This is a genomic window from Thiogranum longum, assembly GCF_004339085.1.
Taxonomy (GTDB): domain Bacteria; phylum Pseudomonadota; class Gammaproteobacteria; order DSM-19610; family DSM-19610; genus Thiogranum; species Thiogranum longum.
The window spans coordinates 585,381-604,285 of sequence record NZ_SMFX01000001.1 but is presented as its reverse complement, the minus strand read 5'-3'; the positions used below and the strand labels follow the sequence as shown (position 1 = coordinate 604,285).

Genomic DNA, 18,905 nt, shown 5'->3' with positions numbered 1-18,905 from the left:
CGCGAATCTCAGCCTCCCCCTCCAGATACGGGTTCGGTCACCAGACCAACGCGCCTGGCGCCTGCCTGCTGTAGCAATGCCATGGCAGCCACCACCCGACCGTAATCAACGTCGGCATCACCACGTACCATCACTGTAGCATCCGGACGTCGCCTGAGGACCGCACTGGCACGCTCTACCAGCGTACCCTCATCAATCGGTTGCTCAGGATCATCGCCAATGTTGAGAAAATACCGCCCGTCGGCATCAATTGTCAGCACCAGCGGATCTTTCTGGTCACTGTCCATGGGCTCGGCATCGGCCTGCGGCAATTCAACATCCACGCCCTGGTTCAGTAATGGTGCAGTGATCATGAAGATAACCAGCATAACAAGCATGACATCAATGTAGGGAACAACATTGATTTCTGACATCGGTCGTTTGCGCTGGCGTTGTCTGGCCATAATACGTAATCAGTTATGCGCCTGACGCTGAAGGATGGTGGAAAATTCTTCGAGGAAATTGTCGTAGCGATTTTCCAGCCGCTCGACATCGTTGGAGTAACGATTGTAGGCAATAACTGCCGGAATCGCCGCGAACAGACCCATTGCCGTGGCAATCAACGCCTCGGCTATACCCGGCGCCACCATCGACAAGGTTGCCTGGTGAACATTGGCGAGCCCCCGGAAAGCATTCATAATTCCCCATACAGTGCCAAACAGACCCACATAAGGACTGGTCGAACCCACGGTTGCAAGAAATGACAGATGAGTTTCCAGTTCATCGACTTCACGTGACAGTGCAACCCGCATGCACCGCTGGGCGCCCTCGACCACGGCCATCGGGTCAACACCGTTTTGCTTGCGCAGACGGGTAAATTCCCTGAACCCTGCCACAAAAATGCTTGGCAGCCCACGCAACGACTCACCCTTTTGCGCGACCTGATGATACAGCGTCGCCAGGTCACCACCCGACCAGAAACGTTCCTCGAACGCCTCGGCTTCCTCGCGCGCTTCTGCGAGGGCAGTGCGCTTGCGGAATATCATGGTCCAGGACATCACCGAAACCGCCAACAGGAGGAACATGACCATCTGTACTACGAGGCTGGCGCCACTGATAAGACTGAAAAACGATAGATCAGCGGACATCTTTCAGTGCCTCCAGGACAAAAACGGGGATAGGGGATGGGCGGAAGGATCCCGCATCGACACAGGCAATCCTGATCTTCCCGCTACATAGTATGGATGATTCGCCCTCTCGGCGAACCTGCTGGTCAAACATCAGACTGGCACGCCGTTGCTCACTGACGGCGGCGCTCACTTCGAGGGCATCGTTAAACCTCGCCGGCTTGTGGAAGTTGACCTGGACAGAGTGCACGGTAAACAGAACACCCTGTTCGGTTCGCAACCTGTCCTGTTCGAAACCCAGCGCCCGCAAACATTCTGTACGCGCACGCTCCATAAATTTCAGGTAATTGGCGTAGTAGACCACGCCACCACTATCGGTATCTTCGTAATACACTCGAACCGGCCAGGTAAACTGCGACAAACTCATCCCTCTCAAGACCACAGCGACACAAAAAGATTCCTGACGCAACGCCGGGCATCAATACAAAACATCAGCAGCATAGCTTACCGGCGCAGCATTTGCTTTGCACCTGTAGCGACGCAGGATAAAAAAAACGCGGTCTGGGGGACCGCGTATTTCCCATGGGCGGGAACAGAAGCCTGATTATCACCAGGAGGAAAACTGACTATCCCGCTGCTCGACACATGCAATTGCTACCACAGTTCATCTGTCCTGCCTGACCTGTGTGTATTCACCCTTGTCCAGCAAACCGTCACGGTTACTGTCAGCCGTATCGAACGCACGCTCCACGCCCGTAATAGAACGGGCCTCAACGCGGCTTACATAGCCATTGTGATCACTATCAAGATGTATGAATGCCACCAGTCCGCGCTCATCGACCGACACAACCGTATCGGCGTACGCGTGGGCTGCCGCAATACACGACAGAACTATTCCTGCCAGCACTTTCATAAACACTCCTCAGTTCTTGTTTGATGTTTTTACAGAGTGCGGCAGCAAGGGATATGCCAGCTTTGAAAAAGCACCGCAGCACAGCCGCTTGCCCAAAGATTTTTCGCTCAACAGTAGAAATTTCGGCCAGAACCGGCAGATTTCGTTACCTTCTGACGACAGAAGTAACGCATTAGCTTAAATCTATATTGTTAACAATAAGCTGAGGTGTCTCTGTATCCCGACAATTTGAGCCGCGACCCGCACAAGCAGGCCGCCGGTCACACAGCAATGCATTCAGGTCGCCGCGCGGGCACCCTTGAACTGGGAGGGATTCAGATGGTGTTTATGTAAAAGCTTATAGAACTCGGTACGGTTTCGCTTGGCGATACGTGCGGCCTGACTGACATTACCACTGGTAATCTGCAGTAGCTGGGTGAGGTATTCACGCTCAAAACGCGAACGCGCATCGGCGAATGCCGGCATTTCCTCGTTCGCTTCATCACGCAATGCACGTTGTACCAGGCTGGCCGGAATCAGCGATGTGGTGGTAAATGCCACAGACTGCTCCACTACATTGTAAAGCTGGCGGACATTCCCCGGCCAGGGCGCCGACAGAAGCGCCTCCATGGCATCCGGCGCAAAGCCTTTAACACCCTTGCGAGAGGCGTCCTCAAGACTGTGTAATACATGATTGGCCAGCAGAGGGATATCCTCGCGACGCTCGATGAGTGACGGGATATCCAGCGTAACGACATTCAGACGGTAATACAGGTCTTCACGGAAGCCGCCGCCCTTGCGCAACTCGTCCAGATCCCGGTGGGTTGCCGAAATGATACGAACATCCACCGGAATTGAATAGGTTGACCCGACCGGCCGAACGGTGCGCTCCTGGATAGCTCGTAATAACTTGACCTGGAAACTCATAGGCATATCGCCGATCTCGTCGAGGAACAACGTACCGCCTTCGGCGGCCTGGAACAGGCCCTTGTGCTCGCGCGTGGCACCGGTAAAAGACCCTTTGGCATGACCGAAAAATTCGGACTCGAACAGGGTCTCCGGAATCGCGCTGCAGTTAACCGCAATAAATTCTCCGTCAGCGCGCGGACTGGCACGGTGTATGGCTTTCGCCAGCACTTCCTTGCCGGTACCGCTCTGACCATGAATAAATACACTGGCACCGCTTGAAGCCACCAGCCTTGCCTGCCCAAGCAGGTCTTCCATCAACGGGCTGCGGGTTATAATACCCTGACGCCATTCAGCGACAGCCGAGGCTTCGGAACGGTTCTGTTGCTCACCGGTAACACGAAGCGCGCGAGTCACCTGCTCAAGCAGATCCTGGCTATCGAACGGTTTGGTCAGGTAGCCAAACACACCACGGCTGGTCGCATTGACGGCATCCGGGATGCTGCCGTGGGCCGTGAGAATGATCACTGGCAGCGCCGGACTGCTCCGATGAATCATGTCAAACAGCGTCATGCCATCCATGCCATCCATCCGTAAGTCCGTGATTACCAAGTTAGGCTGGAAGGTCGGGATCTGTGCAACTGCTTTTTCCCCGCTTTCAACAGCCGTGACTTCATAGCCTACTGCTGACAGGCGCATGGACAACAACCGCAACAGGGCGGGGTCATCATCTACTACCATGACACGATAACGACATGCGCTCATTTCTACTCCTTCTAACCTTATTGGTCAGTTACGCTGCTGGATACTTTGTTCAATGTTGGTTAGCTCTTGCAACTGTCGTTCCAACTCTTCCACGCGCGTATCAGCCTGCTTCAATCCGGATTTCAATTCGTTGATTTTATCACGGGACCACAACTGTTCCTCGACAATCTGCTCCAGCAAAACCGCCAATGCTTTGGCGCTATCACTCGCCCTGCTGGTGTCCAGTCCTTTTAGCAGTGTCAGGGCACGGGGTTGATCACGTACTGACTTCGGGCCTTCTGCCAGCAGCAGAGACAACCGTAAGCGACTGCGTGGTGTAGGAAATTTTGCAAAATCACGCTCGCGGGTCTGCAGCGTACGCTGCAGCATGTCGTCCGGCAGATCTCGAATACGGTTCCACTCTTCCAACCAGTAAGCGGCATCGTCCACGCGCACGGCCAGAGGAACCGGGCCATCAGTGCGTTGTACGGTTACCGGCGCACAGCCAGAAACCAGAACAAATACCATAAATATTAAGGCCTTACTCACCTACAACCTCCGTTCGGTGTATCGGTAGCACGACTCTAAGGCATGCTCCGGTGTCTTCACTTTCTATAACTTCAATATAGCCGCCATGCGCCTGGGCATATTCACGCGCAATAGACAATCCAATTCCTGTACCACGTACGTGGCCATTTGATGACGAGGACCCCTGATAGAAGACATCAAAAATGCGTCGTCGTTCCTCCTCTGGTATGCCCGGTCCGGAATCAGCCACTTCCAGCACGGCCTGCTCGCCATGGCATTCGAGCTTTACCCGCAGCCGCCCTTCAACAGGGGAGAACTTGATAGCGTTGGACAGCAGATTGTCCACCAACGTTTGCAATTTTTTACGGTCACCGTCCAGCTCGACCGGCTGTAGTGACACATCCAGCAGCAGCTGACGCGCCAGTACGGCTACCTTGTGGTCCTCCAGTACTGACTCGATCACCCGGTGTAACGGTACCACGCTGAGCTTGAGCTGCGCGGCGCTGGAACTGGCGACATTGAAGTCAAGCAGGTTCTCGATAAGTTTCTGCAACTGCAGGCTGTTATCCCTCAAAATCGCCACAATCTCGCTCTGCTGTGCATTCAAACTGCCAACTGACTGCTCTGTCAGCAACTCGGCACCCTCGCGGAGTGCTGTCAGCGGGGTTTTCAGCTCGTGGGAAATGTGGCGCAGGAAGCGGTTTTTCTCCTGCTCGACCTCAAGCAGACGCATACGCATCCAGTCCAGTCGTTCACCGAGCTGCTCCAGGTCGCGTGGGCCTACGATATGAGCGGAACGGGAAAAATCACCGTCGCCAAGCCGGCGAATAGCCCGATCCATCTGCCGGATAGGACGCGTGATAAGAACAGTGAAAAATACCGTCAGGATAAGTGCCGCCGGCACCAGCGCCATGGCCTGCACGATCAGGCCTCGCTGCAACCCTTCGCCTTTGGCGTCCAGCCGATCCACTTCGCGCTCGACCAGCTGGCGATTATCAACCAGCATTTTGCGCGCATCACGCGTCAGCTCACGAAAACCATCAACTGCAGAACGCACTTCCGGCGCGTCATGTGGAAATCCCGCCATTAAGGCCTCATTCATGGAAGCTTCAACGGTTTCGATCATTTCCAGCCGCTGGCGCTGCAACTCAGACAGGTTCAGAACCGCGAGCCGGCGCGCCGCATCGAGAAACTGCTGGTGATACTCCCGGTAGACTTCCAGCAGCTTGCTTTCGCCGGTCACCTGGTATTGACGCGCATTACGCTCCATGGCCGTAATAGCCTCGACCAGCAGCTGGCTACTCTGGGTAGCGCGCACCGTGGCAAACAGGGCGCGCTGCCCCTGGGCCACCAGCTGGTCGACTGACCAGGTAGCGTGAAGCAGCGCCGCCAGTAGCGGAATCACCACCAGCGCAAAGCCGACCAGCAGTAATCGTCGAATCGATTTGGGGCGATACAAACGCAAGACAAGACACCTCAGGTTAAATGGACGCCTATTGTCGGTGAAAGACCGGCAAATTTGAAATACCACCTGTGTTTTCAGGTAGTATCACCCTATGAAATCGCCCATCACACTGCTGTTGCTCGGCTTGCTCACCGTTACAGGGCTGCCTCTGTACGCTGCAAAAAAAGCTGACGTCGAGTTACAGTTCAAACCACGTACACCTGACCAGATGAGCGCTTTCTATGAGGCGCGCGGCTTCCCGGATGCCATGATCAAGCCGCTCCATGCACAATGTTTTATTACCGTACGAGTCACTAACACCGGTCAGGATATCGTCTGGCTCGATCTGGCCCGGTGGACATTTACTGCCAACGGCAAACCCCTGCAGCGCTATCATCGCAATTACTGGCTTGAAAAGTGGAAAGACATGGGCATGCCTGCTGCAAACCGATCAACATTCCGCTGGACCCTGTTGCCAGAACTTCTGGACTACCAGCCGGGAGAGAGCGAGGGTGGCAACATTATCCTGCCCCGCGTGAAAGGCCCTATCCACCTGCACGCCGAATTCGCGACCGGTAAAGAGGGAAAGGGGCCAGCGGTGAAACTTGATTTCGATAACCTGCGCTGTGTAGAGAATATGTCCTGATGCGCCTTTCACTCCCTCTCCTGCTGCTGACCCTGCTATTCATACTGCCGGTTGGTGCCGACAGCGGAAATATCAAGCCGCCCACCGGCATCCGTGTGTACGCCATCGGCCCGGCACCTGACTTTGAACTTGATGATATGGATGGTAACCGCGACAGCCTTTCCAGCGGACAGGGACAATGGGTGTTCCTGCACTTCTGGGCCAGCTGGTGCGGGCCCTGCCGAAAGGAAATGCCCGCTATCCAGCGAATGGCCCGGCTGATGGAAAACCAGCCCCTGAAAATCCAGCTCGTTAATACTGCCGAGGACGAAGATACTGTGTTCAGCTTTCTGGGAGGCGTTGCGCCAGACATGACAACGCTGATGGATCGGGACGGTGAAGTCACAGAAGTATGGAAACCCCGTGGTTTACCTGCGACCTACCTGATCGACCCTCAGGGACAGGTTCGTTACCAGGCACTCGGGGGGCGCCCATGGGACCAGCCCGAGTACCTGGGATTCCTCAAGGCGCTGGTGCGCAGTGCGTCCGGTACCACGTATGACTCACCCTGAAAAAATCAGACGACGCTGCCAAACCCCCGGTCAATCGCACCAGCCGGAACCTCGAGGCCGGCAAGTCGGCAACCCTGTGCAACGGGCCCACCCGGAAAGAGTCCGTACAGGTACTTGATACCGCCCTTGTCGTGGAAATGCTCATCCAGCGCATCGCACAGCTCCCGCACACTGATACGCATAGCCTCCCTGCGAGAATAGTACTCCTGCAGGGCATTCAGCTCTTCCCAGTGATCGTCACTCATATCCAGCCCTTCTTCACGGGCAATCTCAAGCGCCTCCTCAGGCGACCAGTTTTCCGGCGCATAAGGGAATGTTAATTCTCGACCCACTACTGCCATAGCTATTTCTCCCGTAGTCAGTTCACACAGGCGCAAGCTGCGCACCCTGAAAAAAGCATAGCAGCTTTCGGATATTTCGCCTGCCTGACTGACGGGAATATTTTGCGCCCTGCCGCCATCTTTATAAGACTAACCATAAAGATGACAAGAATAACCACAGAACCAGACGAGGAGCAGACATGAAGAATCTTGCCAGAAGCCTACGTTCCGCCCTGATATTTCTACCGATCCTGTTAGTTACATCACTGAATGCGCAGGCCGCCAAGGATGCCGGCCAGGGGCACGACTACCGTACTTTCCACAGCAATGACACTACCGACTACGGGAAAATCGGCGATTCCTACACGGCCGACCTGGTGATGTACCTGGCAGGCAACCAGTTCATGGTCATGGAAGATCTGATCGGAGATTTTCAGAAAAAACACCCCGATATCAAAACGGTTTACGTGGAAACCATCCCACCGGGGCAGATACTCAAGCAACAGCTACTCAAGCAGGGACAGATTAACGGTACCAATACCGCCATGAACCCCGATCTGTACGCCAGCGTCAATCTTGGGCACCTTAAAAAGCTGAAAGGCAAGGGTATGATGGACCAGTACATCATCTATACCCATAACAAACTGGAGCTGATGGTCGCTGAAGGCAACCCGAAGCACATCAAGGGCCCTGAAGATCTTGGCCGTGATGACCTGGTGCAGTCACACCCGAATCCACTGACCGAAGGTATTTTCAAGTTCTACGGCGCGGAAATGCTCAAGGACCTTGGGCTGTATGAAAAAGTCACCGGTAACGCCATGTGCAAAAGCTGCTGGGCCGTGCCGGGAAAAACCTGGTTTACCTCACGCCATCACCGTGAAACCCCGCACCGCATTGAAACCGGGGAAGCCGATGTCGGTATTGTATGGGCTACCGAGGTTGTTCACGCCAAAAAAGAAGGTCGTAAAATTGATGGTGTGGCCATTCCCGCACCCTACAACAAGCAGGACAAGGTCGGTTATGCCATTGGCGCCCTGAAGACCGGCCGCAACCCGGCGAATGCCAGAACCTTCCTCGACTACCTGGCAAGCGATGCTGCACAGAACATCTATGCCAACCATGGATTTATTAAAGCCACTCCCGATGAATTAAAACTGAAAGCTATCCCCTGAGCGCAACTGATATCGTAAAAACGTTGCCGGGCGTCGCCAGGCCAGGAAAGCCTGGCGACTACCACAGCTTCAGGTATATGCACTATACCTCCGGAAAAATGAAGCCTCCGGACCGGGGTGGCACTATTACGGTATAACATTACCCGCTTCCACAGGAGTAATTTATTCCTGCTTGCGCAGCTTCTCGTCACGCTGTTGCCGGGCATCCATCAGGGTTTGTTCGACGCCACGCGCCTTCTCCAGCGTGTCAACCTGGTCCTGCCACACATGTTCGGGCTTATCAGCCGCCGACTCTGTAGCGTCATCTGACGGGGATGAGCAGGCCGAGGCCAACCCGGCCAGGCACGCTATGATGATCCATCTCTGCATCGCAGTTCTCCTGTTGGTTATTTATCTGTCAACTCATCTGCAAACCACTTTCGTACGGAATCCACCCTTTGCTGCAGGTCTGCTTTTTTGTAGGGTACTGCTGCACTGTGCCCCCATACCGGCCCGGGCCATGCAGGATCATCAATGAAACGTGCAATATGATGCACGTGCAATTGTGGCACCAGGTTACCCAGTGCACCGATATTGATTTTGTCTGCCGCGTATTTTTCCTTCAGGTAACGCGAAAGTTGTGCGGATTCCCGCCACAACTGCTGTTGCTGCGTTTCGCTGAGTTCAAACACCTCTGTCACACCGGCACGCGTGGGAACCAGCACAAACCAGGGATAACGCGAATCATTCAGCAACAGCAACCGGCACAGCCGCAAATGGCCAACCGATATGCAATCCTCCGCCAGGCGCGGGTGCAGTTTAAAATCCTCGTCCAAGTGCTGCTCCATGTGTGGTCTCTGACCTGCTTTGTACGCCTGCCCTCTTCTGCATTCAAGCTAATGGCGTTATCGTTAGCGCCATGGACTATGTGCTCGCGATTGACCAGGGGACTCACGCCAGCCGGGCGCTGCTGTTTGATGCAAACGGCAAACGGGTTGCCGGCCACCTCATCCCCGTCACCCTCAACAGGGCACAGGTGAACCGGGTGGAACAGGATCCTGGTGAAATACTTGATTCTGTCACCGAAGCAGTCAGGCAAACCCTCCAGTCACTCCCACCCGGGGAACGCGATCGCGTCCATGCCTGTGGCATTACCACTCAGCGCTCCACCGTTCTGGCGTGGCAGGCAAATGGTGCACCGCTGTCCGCTGCTATTAGCTGGCAGGATACCCGCGGAGCACCGCTTGTCACCGCACTTCAGCCACACGCTACCGCCATCCGTGAATGTTCCGGCCTGCCACTCTCCGCCCACTATGGCGCCAGCAAGCTGCACTGGTTACACCAGTTACTGGCCAGTGAACCGGAACTTCGACTCGGCCCACTGGCCAGTTTTTTGCTCATGCATCTGACGGGTGGCGGCCATGTTGTCGATCACAGCAATGCCCAGCGGATGCAGCTGATGGACATCTCTTCCCTCGACTGGTCAAACCAGCTTGCTGACTGGTTCCAGCTTCCACTCCACAACCTTCCGGAATGTCGACCTGTTGTTACTGACTACGGGAAGCTTGTCGACAGCGATATACCGATAACCGCAGTGTGTGGCGACCAGAATGCAGCCTGGCACAGCAATGGTGTGCCTGCGCATGGCTGCGCACGAATCAACCTGGGGAGTGGCGCATTTATTCTGGCTGCGCAACCGCCGAATGACGGGATACCCGAACTCCTCAGCAGCTTGTCCTGCAGCGATACACAAAATGCGGAGTGGCTGATCGAGGGCACGGTAAACGGTGCCGGCAGCGCATTACAATGGTTTTCGGAACAGTACGGCGTCAATGATTTAACCGCCCGACTCCCCGAGTGGCTGGCAGACATCACCTCACCACCGCTGTTTGTGAACAGCACAGGTGGCCTGGGATCCCCCTGGTGGCGACCACAAACGGAACAGAAATTTGTCCCGGAAAACCCCGCACTGACGAAAGCGGAACGCGCAGTTGCCGTCATCGAAAGCATCCTGTTCCTGCTTCAATATAATCTGCAATATATGCTGCGCGTAACAACGCTGGAGCACCTCCAGGTCAGTGGCGGTCTCTCACATCTCGACGCGCTTTGCCAAAAGCTTGCCAACCTGTCGCAACGACCGGTCGAACGATCTGACGATCCCGAAGCGAGCGCTCGTGGCGTTGCCTGGCTGGCGGGTGGACAATCAGGCGACTGGTCTGCACGGGGTGAAGCGCCAGTATTCTACCCCCGGGTGGACGCCCCCTTACTGGATCGTTACCGAAAATTTGTTGACCTGCTGGACCAGCAAGCGGGTACTCCGAATGACAACTGAAAACATACCCTGGCTGGTTGCCCACCGTGGCGATATGCGGGAATACCCGGAAAACAGCTGGCCAGCCCTGCAAGCGGCCGTCGAAGCAGGTGCCTGCTGGCTGGAGTTCGACATACAAATGTGTGCCGATGGCACATTCGTGCTGCTACACGATGCCGACTTCCGGAGAACCGGCGAAGATACACGCAGCGTGTTCAATCTGGACGCTGCGGACTGCCGTGATATCAGCGTGCATCAAGCAGATAAATTTGGTGACCGGTTCAAACCTGCAGTAACTCCGTTACTGGATGAAGTACTGACATGGCTCTCTGAGCAGACCAATGTGCGGGCCATGGTGGAAATAAAGACCGAAAGCCTGGATCACTTTGGACGAGAGAATGTAATATCCACCTTGCTGGAAACCTTGCATGGACATTATGATCGTTGCGTACTTATTTCTTTCGACGACACTGCACTGCATCTTGTCAGTCATACAGACCCGTTACAGATCGGCTGGGTACTGCACCGCTATAATGACGCGCAACGGAAACGCGCCGAACAACTGAACCCGGATTACCTTATCTGTAACCAGAAGAAAATACCCTCGGACGAACCTCTGTGGAGTGGCACCTGGCAGTGGATGCTCTATGACATTCTGGATCCACAACAGGCACTGGGCTGGGCACAGCGCGGCATCCGCCTGATCGAAACCGGCGATATCACGCGCCTGATAAAACATCCGCTACTGGCCAGAAATGCCTGCCGCCACGATGTGTGATGTTCTCGTTATCGGTGCCGGGATACACGGCGCCGCTGTGGCCTATGCGGCCGCACTCCAGGGCTATAGTGTTCGCGTAATTGAGCAATTCAGCCACGCAGCGGAAGGTACATCGAGCCGTTCGTCAAAACTGATCCACGGCGGCCTGCGCTACCTGGAATCCGGCCAGTTCAGGCTGGTACGCCAGTGCCTGCAGGAACAACGCACCCTGCTAAAGGAGCGTCCGTCACTGGTGACACTCACCCCGTTCTATATACCGGTCTATGCAAGTACCACGCGCCCGCCCTGGAAAATTGCTGCCGGACTGTGGCTATACCAGCTGCTTGGCGGCCACCGTTTTACCCGGCTACCCGAAAGCGACTGGGATACGCTGGACGGGTTGAATACGGGCGGACTGCGTGCAGTATTCCGCTACTTCGATGCGCAAACCGATGACCGCGAACTGACCCGCGCCATACTTCATGATGCCGGCACGCTTGGCGCGAAAGTCTCTTTTAACACGATATTTGAACAAGCCATCTGCGAACCGGCAGCTTGCCAGATAACGTGCTGTGGGCCGGCAGGAAAAGAAACCCTTACCGCCAGGGCAGTAGTCAATGCCAGCGGCCCGTGGGTTAACCGTGTCCTTGAACACATTACACCCCGGCAAACACCTGTGGATATTGAACTGGTTCAGGGCACACACATCATCGTGCCAGGATCATTGAAACAGGGAATCTACTACCTGGAGGCACCGCAGGACCAGCGCGCTATCTTCATCATGCCCTGGCAGGACCGGATCATGATCGGTACAACTGAAACCCACTACCAGGGGGACCCGGCCGATGTTCACCCACTGGAAGAGGAACAAACGTACCTGCTCGATGTATACAACCATTATTTCAACAGCAAGCTGGATACCAGCGATGTTATCGAGGCCTTTGCCGGCCTGCGCGTGTTACCGGCCAGTCATACAAAGGTGTTCAATCGCTCAAGAGATACCATGCTTCACTACGACGAAAATACACCGCGCCTGCTGAGTATTTACGGGGGCAAGCTGACCTCGCATGCCCATACGGCTGCTGAAATCATGAAGCACCTGACGAAGCTATTACGAACAGGTTAAGCAACCTCTCTACCGCAAGTCAGCCGTCGATTAAAGGCAATGCTTCACCTTCCGGTCTGGGCGGCTTGAGTCCCAGTTGCAACCAGGCATGACGGGTCGCCATTCGGCCGCGCGGGGTGCGTATAATAAAACCCTGCTGGATCAGGTAGGGTTCCAGCACATCTTCGATCGTACCTTTCTCTTCACCTATAGCGGCAGCCAGGTTTTCCACACCTACCGGGCCACCATCGAATTTTTCGATAATGGTTCGCAGCAGGCGCCGATCCTGGCTGTCAAAACCCTGTGGGTCGACATCCAGCATGTTCATGGCAGCCTCTACCACATCGGCCGTCACCTTCCCCTTCGCCTTGATCTCGGCAAAGTCGCGCACCCGGCGCAGCAGACGATTGGCAATACGCGGTGTGCCCCTGGAACGTGAGGCCAGCGCGCAGGCGCCGGCCTCATCGATTTCAATACCAAGAATATGTGCAGAGCGTTTCAGAATGACCGCCAGGTCCGTTGCATTATAGAACTCCAGCCGCTGCACGATGCCGAAACGGTCCCGCAATGGCGAGGTCAGCAATCCTGCGCGGGTCGTCGCACCCACCAGCGTGAAGGGCGGCAGATCTAGCTTGATGGAACGCGCCGCCGGTCCTTCCCCGATAACAATATCCAGCTGATAGTCTTCCATGGCCGGGTAGAGAATTTCCTCGACCACCGGGCTGAGACGATGAATCTCATCGACAAATAACACATCGTGCGGTTCGAGGTTGGTCAGCAAGGCCGCCAGATCACCCTGTTTTTCCAGCACCGGTCCGGCACTGTGGCGCAAGTTGGCGCCCATTTCATTGGCGATAATGTGCGCCAGTGTGGTCTTTCCCAGACCTGGGGGGCCAAAGATCAGCACGTGATCGAGCGCATCTTTACGCCGCCGCGCTGCCTCGATAAAGACTTCCATCTGCTCGGTCACCTGCGGCTGGCCGACATAGTCAGCCAGCTGCTTCGGACGAATGGCGCGATCCACAGCCTCGTCCTGTGACGAGGCTGTGGCGGTAACAATGCGATCCGGTTCAATCATGCGTATGAGGATACCGGTTCACCCGTTACGGGTACAGCACTGACAAAGCCAGACCGTACAGCTGCCGGAAAAGCTCCCCCCGGGGGGAATGGGGTCTATTGCACACCCTCAAGCGGCTGGATAAAGGGCGTCAGTGGCCACATCGGCGTGGAATTGAGATCGACGATATCCTGGCGCCCGGCATCGAACAGTACACCCGTCGAAACACCTTCGATCAGCAGGTCGATAATCGACCAGGGCTCTCCTGTGCCGGTAGCGAGTAACGCGGCAACATTATTGAACCCGCTGTGACGGCAGAGAATATCGCGTGGCTCGATCGGTCGTTTACAGCCAGTGACTGTCACCAGTGTCGAATCCGTGATCAGTTCGCCACTATCCTTCAGGCGCATTTCCAGCACACGCTGACCATCGGGGTTGGCGAGGTTAACAGTCAATTGCAGACCTGACCAGCCTTCCAGCCAGCCACCACGCTGGCGGAATGCGTCGGGTGAAAAGGTACTGCTCAATGACTCTTCCAGGATCTCCTTCAGGCGCGCGCCGGCAACCTCAGCGGTCGCCAGTGTGAACATCAGCGGATAGAACCGGTAAATATCTTCCAGCGTAATATCACCGGTCGCCAGGGTATTATCTTCAAGCATCACACCGGACGCCACTTCAGCATCAAAACGGAATCCCGGATTCATGGCCAGATCCGTTTGACCATAGTTACGCATAATGTCCGTCATGGCATTGTTGAAGGTATTTTGCAGGGCGCCACGACGGTCCAGGCTGGTGTCCGTGTAGCCAACCACCGTGTCAAGCGGTTTTACCAGTGCCAGCAGACTGTTGGGCATGGGATCTGAAAATTTAATATCGGCCGCCATAAACGGTGCACGCGCCTTGCGAACCAGGGCGGCAACCGCTTCATCTTCCGGTAATGTACTGTCGATAGTCAGCAACTCCCAGTTACGCCCGGTAACCTTGCCGCCCTCAACAGTAATATCCATCCGCCCGAGGTAACCATCATTACCCGCCTCGACTACCAGCGCACCACTCCCGGAAACCAGGGGTTCAAACGTTGCTTCGTGCGTATGCGCCGAGAAGAATACATCGACCGCACCGTTATCGACTATCTGGGCAAGACGGAAATCCTTGTGGATACCCAGCTCTGACATCACCACCACGATATCAGCACCCTCGTTACGCAAGGTTGTTGCATACTGGTTAACCAGATCCCGGTAGGTCGCTTCAGCCTCGGCAGATGTCTGACCGTCACCGGCAAAATCAAACAGCGGCGCAAGCAGCGGATAGACAAACTTTACAATATCGGAGGTAAGACCAATGAAGCCTACCTGCACGCCATTCACATCTTTCATCAGGGTCGGCGGGAGAACAGTCTCACCGGTCAGACGCGACGTCATGTTGGCAGCCAGGTTGGGGAAGTTCGGTTTTTTTATGGCTGTGAATGTTGGCATGAGCTTATCGGCAATCATTTCTGCCGGTAGCAGAGCTGTATCCGTATAGCGCAAGCGGAATACCACCGAGCTGTAGCCAAAATCCCAGTTTCCCGGCACACCGACGTCAATACCCAGCGCATTGACTGGATCAACAATGGCGTTACCCAGCGTAAACATGGCCTCGGCACCGCCGTGATAGGTATCACCGATGTTCATTAACACACTGTCGGGGTTTTCTGTGCGAATACGCTGGATCAGGGTCGCCATCCGGGCCAGGCCACCACGTTCAACAATTTTTGATTCACCCTGTGTATCAACGACCCGATCCTGGTGGGGTGTCAGGTGAGCATGCAGATCATTCATATGCATAAAGGTTACTGTGGTACCGGTTACCACAGTACCGCTGTTGCTGTTGCTGTTGCTGTTGCCGGTATCCGAACCCGTACCTTTACTGCCAATGACGCCGCTGGACTGCTCAGCTGCAGTCGCATCCTGTGAGGCTCCGCCACCGCCGCAGGCTGAAACCAGTATTGATAACGCGGCCGCAGCAGCGAGTTTTGTAAATGAAGAAAATTGCATGACGTATTCAGCCTCTCAGACACTCCGCCGGTATTGGCAGGGTGATGAAGACTAGAGGGAGCGAAGCAGCACGAATGTGACAATGTCACCAGCCAGGCAGAGTTTGGACGACTGGCCATGTCGCCAATTAGCGAATTACATACCCGGCAGGTAAAAAATGCGGAATTGCCAGAAAACCTGCTGGTTTATTACTTGACCATGGACTGCAGGGCGCTGCGGATAATCGCTTCCGTGCCCAGATCATCGACATCGACAGCCCGCACCATGCGACTGGCATCGGCCGGTTTGTAGCCGAGTGCCACCAGTGCGCTGACGGCTTCTTCCACCGGGTTGAGCACGTCTGCCAGCGGCTGTTTTCCACCCGCCACGCCGACACCCGAAGTATCCCAGTCTGCGAGCCGATCCCGCATTTCCACCACCAGGCGCTCGGCGGTTTTCTTGCCAACACCCGGTAACTTGACCAGGGCGGCGGTATCACCGGCCTGCACACAGCCGGCAAACAGGCTGGCTTCCATACCGGACAGGATGGTCAGCGCCATTTTTGCGCCCACCCCGTTGACCTTGATCAGTGTGCGGAACAGGGTGCGATCAGACAGTTTGCTGAAACCGTACAGCGTGTGCGCATCTTCCCGCACGGCAAGGTGTGTATAAAGCCTGACCGGCTCACCCACCGCAGGCAGATCGTAGAAGGTTGTCATTGGCGCTTCGATTTCGTACCCCACGCCCTGCACTTCAATCAGCAGAGAAGGTGGCTGCTTGTCGCGCAGTACGCCGTGCAGGTAACCGATCATCGCAGCCGCCCGCCTGCCAGACCGGTGGCACCGGACACCCGATCGAGCGCGCCCTGCTGGTAGCTGTGACAGAGTGCAATCGCCAGTGCATCCGCAGCGTCCGCCTGCGGCGTTTTACTGAGGTTGAGCAACACGCGCACCATGTGCTGAACCTGCGCCTTGTCTGCGCCGCCCTTGCCGACTACGGCAAGCTTGATTTCACGTGGCGCATATTCCGCAACCGGAAGATCGCGCGTCACGGCTGCACAGATGGCTGCACCGCGCGCCTGCCCCAGTTTCAGGGCCGAATCGGCATTACGGTGCATGAAGACATTTTCGATGGCCAGTTGCTGTGGTTCGTAGCTATGCAGTAGTTCGCTGAGTTCACGGAAGATCAGTCCCAGTTTGTCCGGCAGACTTTTACCGGTCACCTTCAGGCAACCGCTGGCAATATAACTGGCCTTGCGCCCGTCACTGTCGATCAGCCCGTATCCCATCAACCGTGAGCCGGGATCGATACCAAGGATGCGGGTCGTGGCGCGCAGGATCTAGAGCTCCGCGAGAATGTCGTCGGCGATGTCAGCGTTGGAGAAGACATCCTGCACATCGTCCAGCTCCTCCAGTACGTCGATCATACGGATCATTTTTTCGGCATCATCCTTGTCCAGCGGCGTGGTGTTCTCTGCGCGCTGGGTAACTTCGGCCTGCTCCGGCTCGAAACCGGCCTCGATCATCGCTTCCTTTACGCTGATAAACTCTTCCGGGGTGGTCAGCACGTCGATAGAACCGTCATCATTGGTCAGTACATCATTGGCGCCAGCTTCCAGCGCAGCTTCCATGATGGCATCTTCATCGCTGCCCGGTGGGTAGCTGAGGATACCGGTCTTGGCGAACTGAAACGCCACCGAGCCGCTGGTACCGAGATTACCGCCGGCCTTGGTGAAAGCGTGCCGCACTTCGGATACCGTGCGATTGCGATTATCGGTAAGGCAATCGACGATCACAGCCACACCGCCCGGGCCATAGCCCTCGTAGCGGATTTCATCGAAATTTTCGCCATCCTGGGCACCCGCGCCGCGCTTGATGGCACGCTCGATGGTGTCCTTGGTCATGTTGGCGCCGAGTGCCTTGTCGACAGCCAGTCGCAGGCGTGGATTGGAGGCCGGGTCCGGCTCGCCCATCCGTGCTGCAACGGTAATCTCGCGAATCAGCTTGGTGAATATTTTGCCGCGCTTGGCGTCCTGCGCCTTTTTACGGTGCTGGATATTGGCCCATTTACTATGTCCTGCCATGACTGCCTCGTCGTCAAATAGTGCAATGACAGGAGTCTAGCACTGACCGGCCGGCCGCGTCAGTGGCCTGGCGCAGAGGCTCAGGGTGAGATATCCAGCATGCGCTGCAACGCCGAACGCGCCATAGCGGCTTCCTCAACCGGCACGCTGATACGGTTGACCGGGTTCCCCTCGACCAGATTTTCCAGCACCCACAGCAGATGCTGCGGATCGATACGGAACATGGTCGAGCACATACACACCGTCGGTGACATGAAATGCACCGATTTGCCTTCGGCCTTGCACTCATCGTGCAGCCGATTGACCAGGTTCAGCTCGGTACCGACCAGCCAGCGTGTACCCGCTTCGGAATCATGGACGGTCCTGATGATGTATTCAGTCGAACCCACGAAATCCGATGCCTGGCAGACTTCAAAACTGGCTTCGGGGTGAGAGATGATTTTCGCATCCGGGTACTTTTCCTTGAAGCGCTCGATGTGTGACACATCGAACATCTGGTGCACCGAACAGAATCCTTTCCACAAAATCATTTTCGCATCGAGGATCTGTTGCTTCGTCAGACCACCCATGGGCAGGTCAAAGTCCCATACCACCATGTCCTCAAGCGGAATATCCATGTTGTAACCGGTATTGCGCCCCAGGTGCTGGTCCGGGAAGAACAACACCTTCTCACGCCGCGAGAATGACCATTCCAGCACATGCCGTGCATTGGTCGATGTACAGACGATACCGCCGTGACGGCCGCAGAACGCCTTCAGGTCTGCTGCAGAATTGATATAGGTTACCGGGGTAACCTGCTGGTCGGGGTCAAGCACCTGCGAAAGTTCCTGCCAGGCACGCTCCACCTTGGCCAGGTTGGCCATATCCGCCATGGAACAGCCGGCGGACAGGTCCGGCAGAATGGAGATCTGGTCTGGTCGCGACAAAATATCCGCCACCTCGGCCATGAAATGTACACCGCAAAAAACGATGTACTCGGCCTTCGAGTCGGCCGCCTGGCGTGATAGTTTGAGAGAATCACCGGAAAAATCGGCATGCCGGAAGACTTCATCGCGCTGGTAGTGGTGGCCGAGGATCACCAGCCGCTCGCCCAGCTTTTCCTTTGCCGCGAGAATACGCGCCTCGCAGTCTTCATCGGACAGCGAGGTATAGGGATCGACGTCTATTGCATTTACAGCCATTTCAGGGCGAATCTCGTTGATTTCACGGGTTCAATTCTCTTTTATCGAGAGATTTTGCGCAACCATACTAAATGGAGTAGTTCCTGTGCCTGATTTCGTCCCGGGCGG

22 protein-coding genes are annotated in these 18,905 nt (G+C 55.7%); 6 read left to right on the top strand and 16 right to left on the bottom strand.

All coding sequences use genetic code 11. The features are described from left to right. Window positions 1–8: 8 nt before the first annotated feature. The 7 genes from tolR to DFR30_RS02970 all read right to left on the bottom strand — a co-directional run bounded on the left by tolR (window position 9) and on the right by DFR30_RS02970 (window position 5,641). Window positions 9–443 (bottom strand): protein TolR, encoded by a 435-nt coding sequence (tolR, locus tag DFR30_RS03000; RefSeq protein WP_132971262.1) that lies wholly within the window; start codon window positions 441–443, stop codon window positions 9–11. A 9-nt stretch (window positions 444–452) separates the two neighbouring features. Then, window positions 453–1,127, bottom strand: coding sequence for a protein TolQ (tolQ, locus tag DFR30_RS02995; protein ID WP_132971261.1), 675 nt, complete (start codon window positions 1,125–1,127; stop codon window positions 453–455). Then, a complete protein-coding gene (gene ybgC / locus DFR30_RS02990) occupies window positions 1,117–1,533 on the bottom strand; it encodes a tol-pal system-associated acyl-CoA thioesterase (RefSeq protein ID WP_132971260.1) in 417 nt (138 codons plus the stop codon). The genes tolQ and ybgC overlap by 11 nt, the downstream gene beginning before the upstream one ends. 237 nt (window positions 1,534–1,770) lie before the next feature. Continuing rightward, window positions 1,771–2,019, bottom strand: coding sequence for an EF-hand domain-containing protein (locus DFR30_RS02985; RefSeq protein ID WP_132971259.1), 249 nt, complete (start codon window positions 2,017–2,019; stop codon window positions 1,771–1,773). A gap of 276 nt (window positions 2,020–2,295) precedes the next feature. Next, a complete protein-coding gene (locus DFR30_RS02980; RefSeq protein ID WP_132971258.1) occupies window positions 2,296–3,669 on the bottom strand; it encodes a sigma 54-interacting transcriptional regulator in 1,374 nt (457 codons plus the stop codon). 24 nt (window positions 3,670–3,693) lie between these two features. Then, window positions 3,694–4,197, bottom strand: a complete 504-nt coding sequence (locus tag DFR30_RS02975) for a hypothetical protein (RefSeq protein WP_132971257.1) — start codon at window positions 4,195–4,197, stop codon at window positions 3,694–3,696. After that, window positions 4,190–5,641, bottom strand: a complete 1,452-nt coding sequence (locus DFR30_RS02970) for a HAMP domain-containing sensor histidine kinase (protein WP_132971256.1) — start codon at window positions 5,639–5,641, stop codon at window positions 4,190–4,192. The genes DFR30_RS02975 and DFR30_RS02970 overlap by 8 nt, the downstream gene beginning before the upstream one ends. Window positions 5,642–5,732: 91 nt before the next feature. Here DFR30_RS02970 and DFR30_RS02965 point away from each other — a divergent pair, with 91 nt between their 5' ends. Next, window positions 5,733–6,266, top strand: coding sequence for a hypothetical protein (locus DFR30_RS02965; protein ID WP_132971255.1), 534 nt, complete (start codon window positions 5,733–5,735; stop codon window positions 6,264–6,266). Next, complete coding sequence (locus DFR30_RS02960; RefSeq protein ID WP_132971254.1) at window positions 6,266–6,817, top strand: TlpA family protein disulfide reductase; 552 nt, start codon at window positions 6,266–6,268, stop codon at window positions 6,815–6,817. Before DFR30_RS02965 ends, DFR30_RS02960 begins: the two co-directional genes overlap by 1 nt. A gap of 5 nt (window positions 6,818–6,822) precedes the next feature. On the opposite strand, the gene DFR30_RS02955 is transcribed toward DFR30_RS02960, so the two are convergent. Continuing rightward, on the bottom strand, window positions 6,823–7,158 hold the full coding sequence (locus DFR30_RS02955; RefSeq protein WP_132971253.1) for a TusE/DsrC/DsvC family sulfur relay protein: 336 nt from the start codon (window positions 7,156–7,158) through the stop codon (window positions 6,823–6,825). Between the two features lie 179 nt (window positions 7,159–7,337). On the opposite strand from DFR30_RS02955, the gene DFR30_RS02950 reads away from it, so the two are divergent. Next, complete coding sequence (locus tag DFR30_RS02950) at window positions 7,338–8,309, top strand: molybdate ABC transporter substrate-binding protein (protein ID WP_132971252.1); 972 nt, start codon at window positions 7,338–7,340, stop codon at window positions 8,307–8,309. Between the two features lie 162 nt (window positions 8,310–8,471). Here the strand turns inward: DFR30_RS02950 and DFR30_RS02945 are convergent, their stop codons facing one another. Together DFR30_RS02945 and DFR30_RS02940 are read right to left on the bottom strand one after the other, a co-directional pair. After that, window positions 8,472–8,678, bottom strand: a complete 207-nt coding sequence (locus DFR30_RS02945; protein WP_132971251.1) for a hypothetical protein — start codon at window positions 8,676–8,678, stop codon at window positions 8,472–8,474. A gap of 17 nt (window positions 8,679–8,695) precedes the next feature. After that, on the bottom strand, window positions 8,696–9,136 hold the full coding sequence (locus tag DFR30_RS02940) for an HIT domain-containing protein (protein ID WP_132971250.1): 441 nt from the start codon (window positions 9,134–9,136) through the stop codon (window positions 8,696–8,698). Window positions 9,137–9,207: 71 nt separating this feature from the next. On the opposite strand from DFR30_RS02940, the gene DFR30_RS02935 reads away from it, so the two are divergent. Genes DFR30_RS02935 through DFR30_RS02925 form a run of 3 tightly spaced genes read left to right on the top strand, consistent with a single transcriptional unit; the run spans window position 9,208 to window position 12,482 of the window. Continuing rightward, the gene (locus tag DFR30_RS02935; protein WP_132971249.1) at window positions 9,208–10,620 is read left to right on the top strand and encodes an FGGY family carbohydrate kinase; all 1,413 of its coding nucleotides are present in this window, start codon (window positions 9,208–9,210) and stop codon (window positions 10,618–10,620) included. Continuing rightward, window positions 10,610–11,377, top strand: coding sequence for a glycerophosphodiester phosphodiesterase family protein (locus DFR30_RS02930; RefSeq protein ID WP_132971248.1), 768 nt, complete (start codon window positions 10,610–10,612; stop codon window positions 11,375–11,377). The genes DFR30_RS02935 and DFR30_RS02930 overlap by 11 nt, the downstream gene beginning before the upstream one ends. Next, a complete protein-coding gene (locus tag DFR30_RS02925) occupies window positions 11,355–12,482 on the top strand; it encodes a glycerol-3-phosphate dehydrogenase/oxidase (RefSeq protein WP_132971247.1) in 1,128 nt (375 codons plus the stop codon). The genes DFR30_RS02930 and DFR30_RS02925 overlap by 23 nt, the downstream gene beginning before the upstream one ends. A gap of 19 nt (window positions 12,483–12,501) precedes the next feature. Here DFR30_RS02925 and ruvB read toward each other — a convergent pair whose 3' ends face one another. The 6 genes from ruvB to nadA all read right to left on the bottom strand — a co-directional run bounded on the left by ruvB (window position 12,502) and on the right by nadA (window position 18,797). Beyond that, the gene (ruvB, locus tag DFR30_RS02920; RefSeq protein WP_132971246.1) at window positions 12,502–13,539 is read right to left on the bottom strand and encodes a Holliday junction branch migration DNA helicase RuvB; all 1,038 of its coding nucleotides are present in this window, start codon (window positions 13,537–13,539) and stop codon (window positions 12,502–12,504) included. A 95-nt stretch (window positions 13,540–13,634) separates the two neighbouring features. Beyond that, complete coding sequence (locus DFR30_RS02915) at window positions 13,635–15,554, bottom strand: bifunctional metallophosphatase/5'-nucleotidase (RefSeq protein ID WP_132971245.1); 1,920 nt, start codon at window positions 15,552–15,554, stop codon at window positions 13,635–13,637. A 188-nt stretch (window positions 15,555–15,742) separates the two neighbouring features. Beyond that, complete coding sequence (gene ruvA / locus DFR30_RS02910; RefSeq protein WP_132971244.1) at window positions 15,743–16,345, bottom strand: Holliday junction branch migration protein RuvA; 603 nt, start codon at window positions 16,343–16,345, stop codon at window positions 15,743–15,745. After that, the gene (ruvC, locus tag DFR30_RS02905) at window positions 16,342–16,869 is read right to left on the bottom strand and encodes a crossover junction endodeoxyribonuclease RuvC (RefSeq protein ID WP_132971243.1); all 528 of its coding nucleotides are present in this window, start codon (window positions 16,867–16,869) and stop codon (window positions 16,342–16,344) included. The genes ruvA and ruvC overlap by 4 nt, the downstream gene beginning before the upstream one ends. A 3-nt stretch (window positions 16,870–16,872) precedes the next feature. Next, a complete protein-coding gene (locus DFR30_RS02900) occupies window positions 16,873–17,616 on the bottom strand; it encodes a YebC/PmpR family DNA-binding transcriptional regulator (protein ID WP_132971242.1) in 744 nt (247 codons plus the stop codon). Between the two features lie 80 nt (window positions 17,617–17,696). Beyond that, window positions 17,697–18,797, bottom strand: coding sequence for a quinolinate synthase NadA (gene nadA / locus DFR30_RS02895; RefSeq protein WP_132971241.1), 1,101 nt, complete (start codon window positions 18,795–18,797; stop codon window positions 17,697–17,699). Window positions 18,798–18,905: the final 108 nt, after the last annotated feature.

What these genes read in the sequence shown, in the direction of transcription:
- nadA (WP_132971241.1), bottom strand. Translation starts at nt 18,797, where the DNA reads ATGGCTGTAAATGCAATAGACGTCGATCCCTATACCTCGCTGTCCGAT.
- DFR30_RS02900 (WP_132971242.1), bottom strand. Translation starts at nt 17,616, where the DNA reads ATGGCAGGACATAGTAAATGGGCCAATATCCAGCACCGTAAAAAGGCG.
- DFR30_RS02925 (WP_132971247.1), top strand. Translation starts at nt 11,355, where the DNA reads ATGCCTGCCGCCACGATGTGTGATGTTCTCGTTATCGGTGCCGGGATA.
- DFR30_RS02960 (WP_132971254.1), top strand. Translation starts at nt 6,266, where the DNA reads ATGCGCCTTTCACTCCCTCTCCTGCTGCTGACCCTGCTATTCATACTG.
- ybgC (WP_132971260.1), bottom strand. Translation starts at nt 1,533, where the DNA reads ATGAGTTTGTCGCAGTTTACCTGGCCGGTTCGAGTGTATTACGAAGAT.
- DFR30_RS02935 (WP_132971249.1), top strand. Translation starts at nt 9,208, where the DNA reads ATGGACTATGTGCTCGCGATTGACCAGGGGACTCACGCCAGCCGGGCG.
- tolQ (WP_132971261.1), bottom strand. Translation starts at nt 1,127, where the DNA reads ATGTCCGCTGATCTATCGTTTTTCAGTCTTATCAGTGGCGCCAGCCTC.
- DFR30_RS02965 (WP_132971255.1), top strand. Translation starts at nt 5,733, where the DNA reads ATGAAATCGCCCATCACACTGCTGTTGCTCGGCTTGCTCACCGTTACA.
- DFR30_RS02930 (WP_132971248.1), top strand. Translation starts at nt 10,610, where the DNA reads ATGACAACTGAAAACATACCCTGGCTGGTTGCCCACCGTGGCGATATG.
- DFR30_RS02955 (WP_132971253.1), bottom strand. Translation starts at nt 7,158, where the DNA reads ATGGCAGTAGTGGGTCGAGAATTAACATTCCCTTATGCGCCGGAAAAC.
- ruvB (WP_132971246.1), bottom strand. Translation starts at nt 13,539, where the DNA reads ATGATTGAACCGGATCGCATTGTTACCGCCACAGCCTCGTCACAGGAC.
- DFR30_RS02945 (WP_132971251.1), bottom strand. Translation starts at nt 8,678, where the DNA reads ATGCAGAGATGGATCATCATAGCGTGCCTGGCCGGGTTGGCCTCGGCC.
- DFR30_RS02950 (WP_132971252.1), top strand. Translation starts at nt 7,338, where the DNA reads ATGAAGAATCTTGCCAGAAGCCTACGTTCCGCCCTGATATTTCTACCG.
- ruvA (WP_132971244.1), bottom strand. Translation starts at nt 16,345, where the DNA reads ATGATCGGTTACCTGCACGGCGTACTGCGCGACAAGCAGCCACCTTCT.
- tolR (WP_132971262.1), bottom strand. Translation starts at nt 443, where the DNA reads ATGGCCAGACAACGCCAGCGCAAACGACCGATGTCAGAAATCAATGTT.
- DFR30_RS02940 (WP_132971250.1), bottom strand. Translation starts at nt 9,136, where the DNA reads ATGGAGCAGCACTTGGACGAGGATTTTAAACTGCACCCGCGCCTGGCG.
- DFR30_RS02980 (WP_132971258.1), bottom strand. Translation starts at nt 3,669, where the DNA reads ATGAGCGCATGTCGTTATCGTGTCATGGTAGTAGATGATGACCCCGCC.
- DFR30_RS02985 (WP_132971259.1), bottom strand. Translation starts at nt 2,019, where the DNA reads ATGAAAGTGCTGGCAGGAATAGTTCTGTCGTGTATTGCGGCAGCCCAC.
- DFR30_RS02915 (WP_132971245.1), bottom strand. Translation starts at nt 15,554, where the DNA reads ATGCAATTTTCTTCATTTACAAAACTCGCTGCTGCGGCCGCGTTATCA.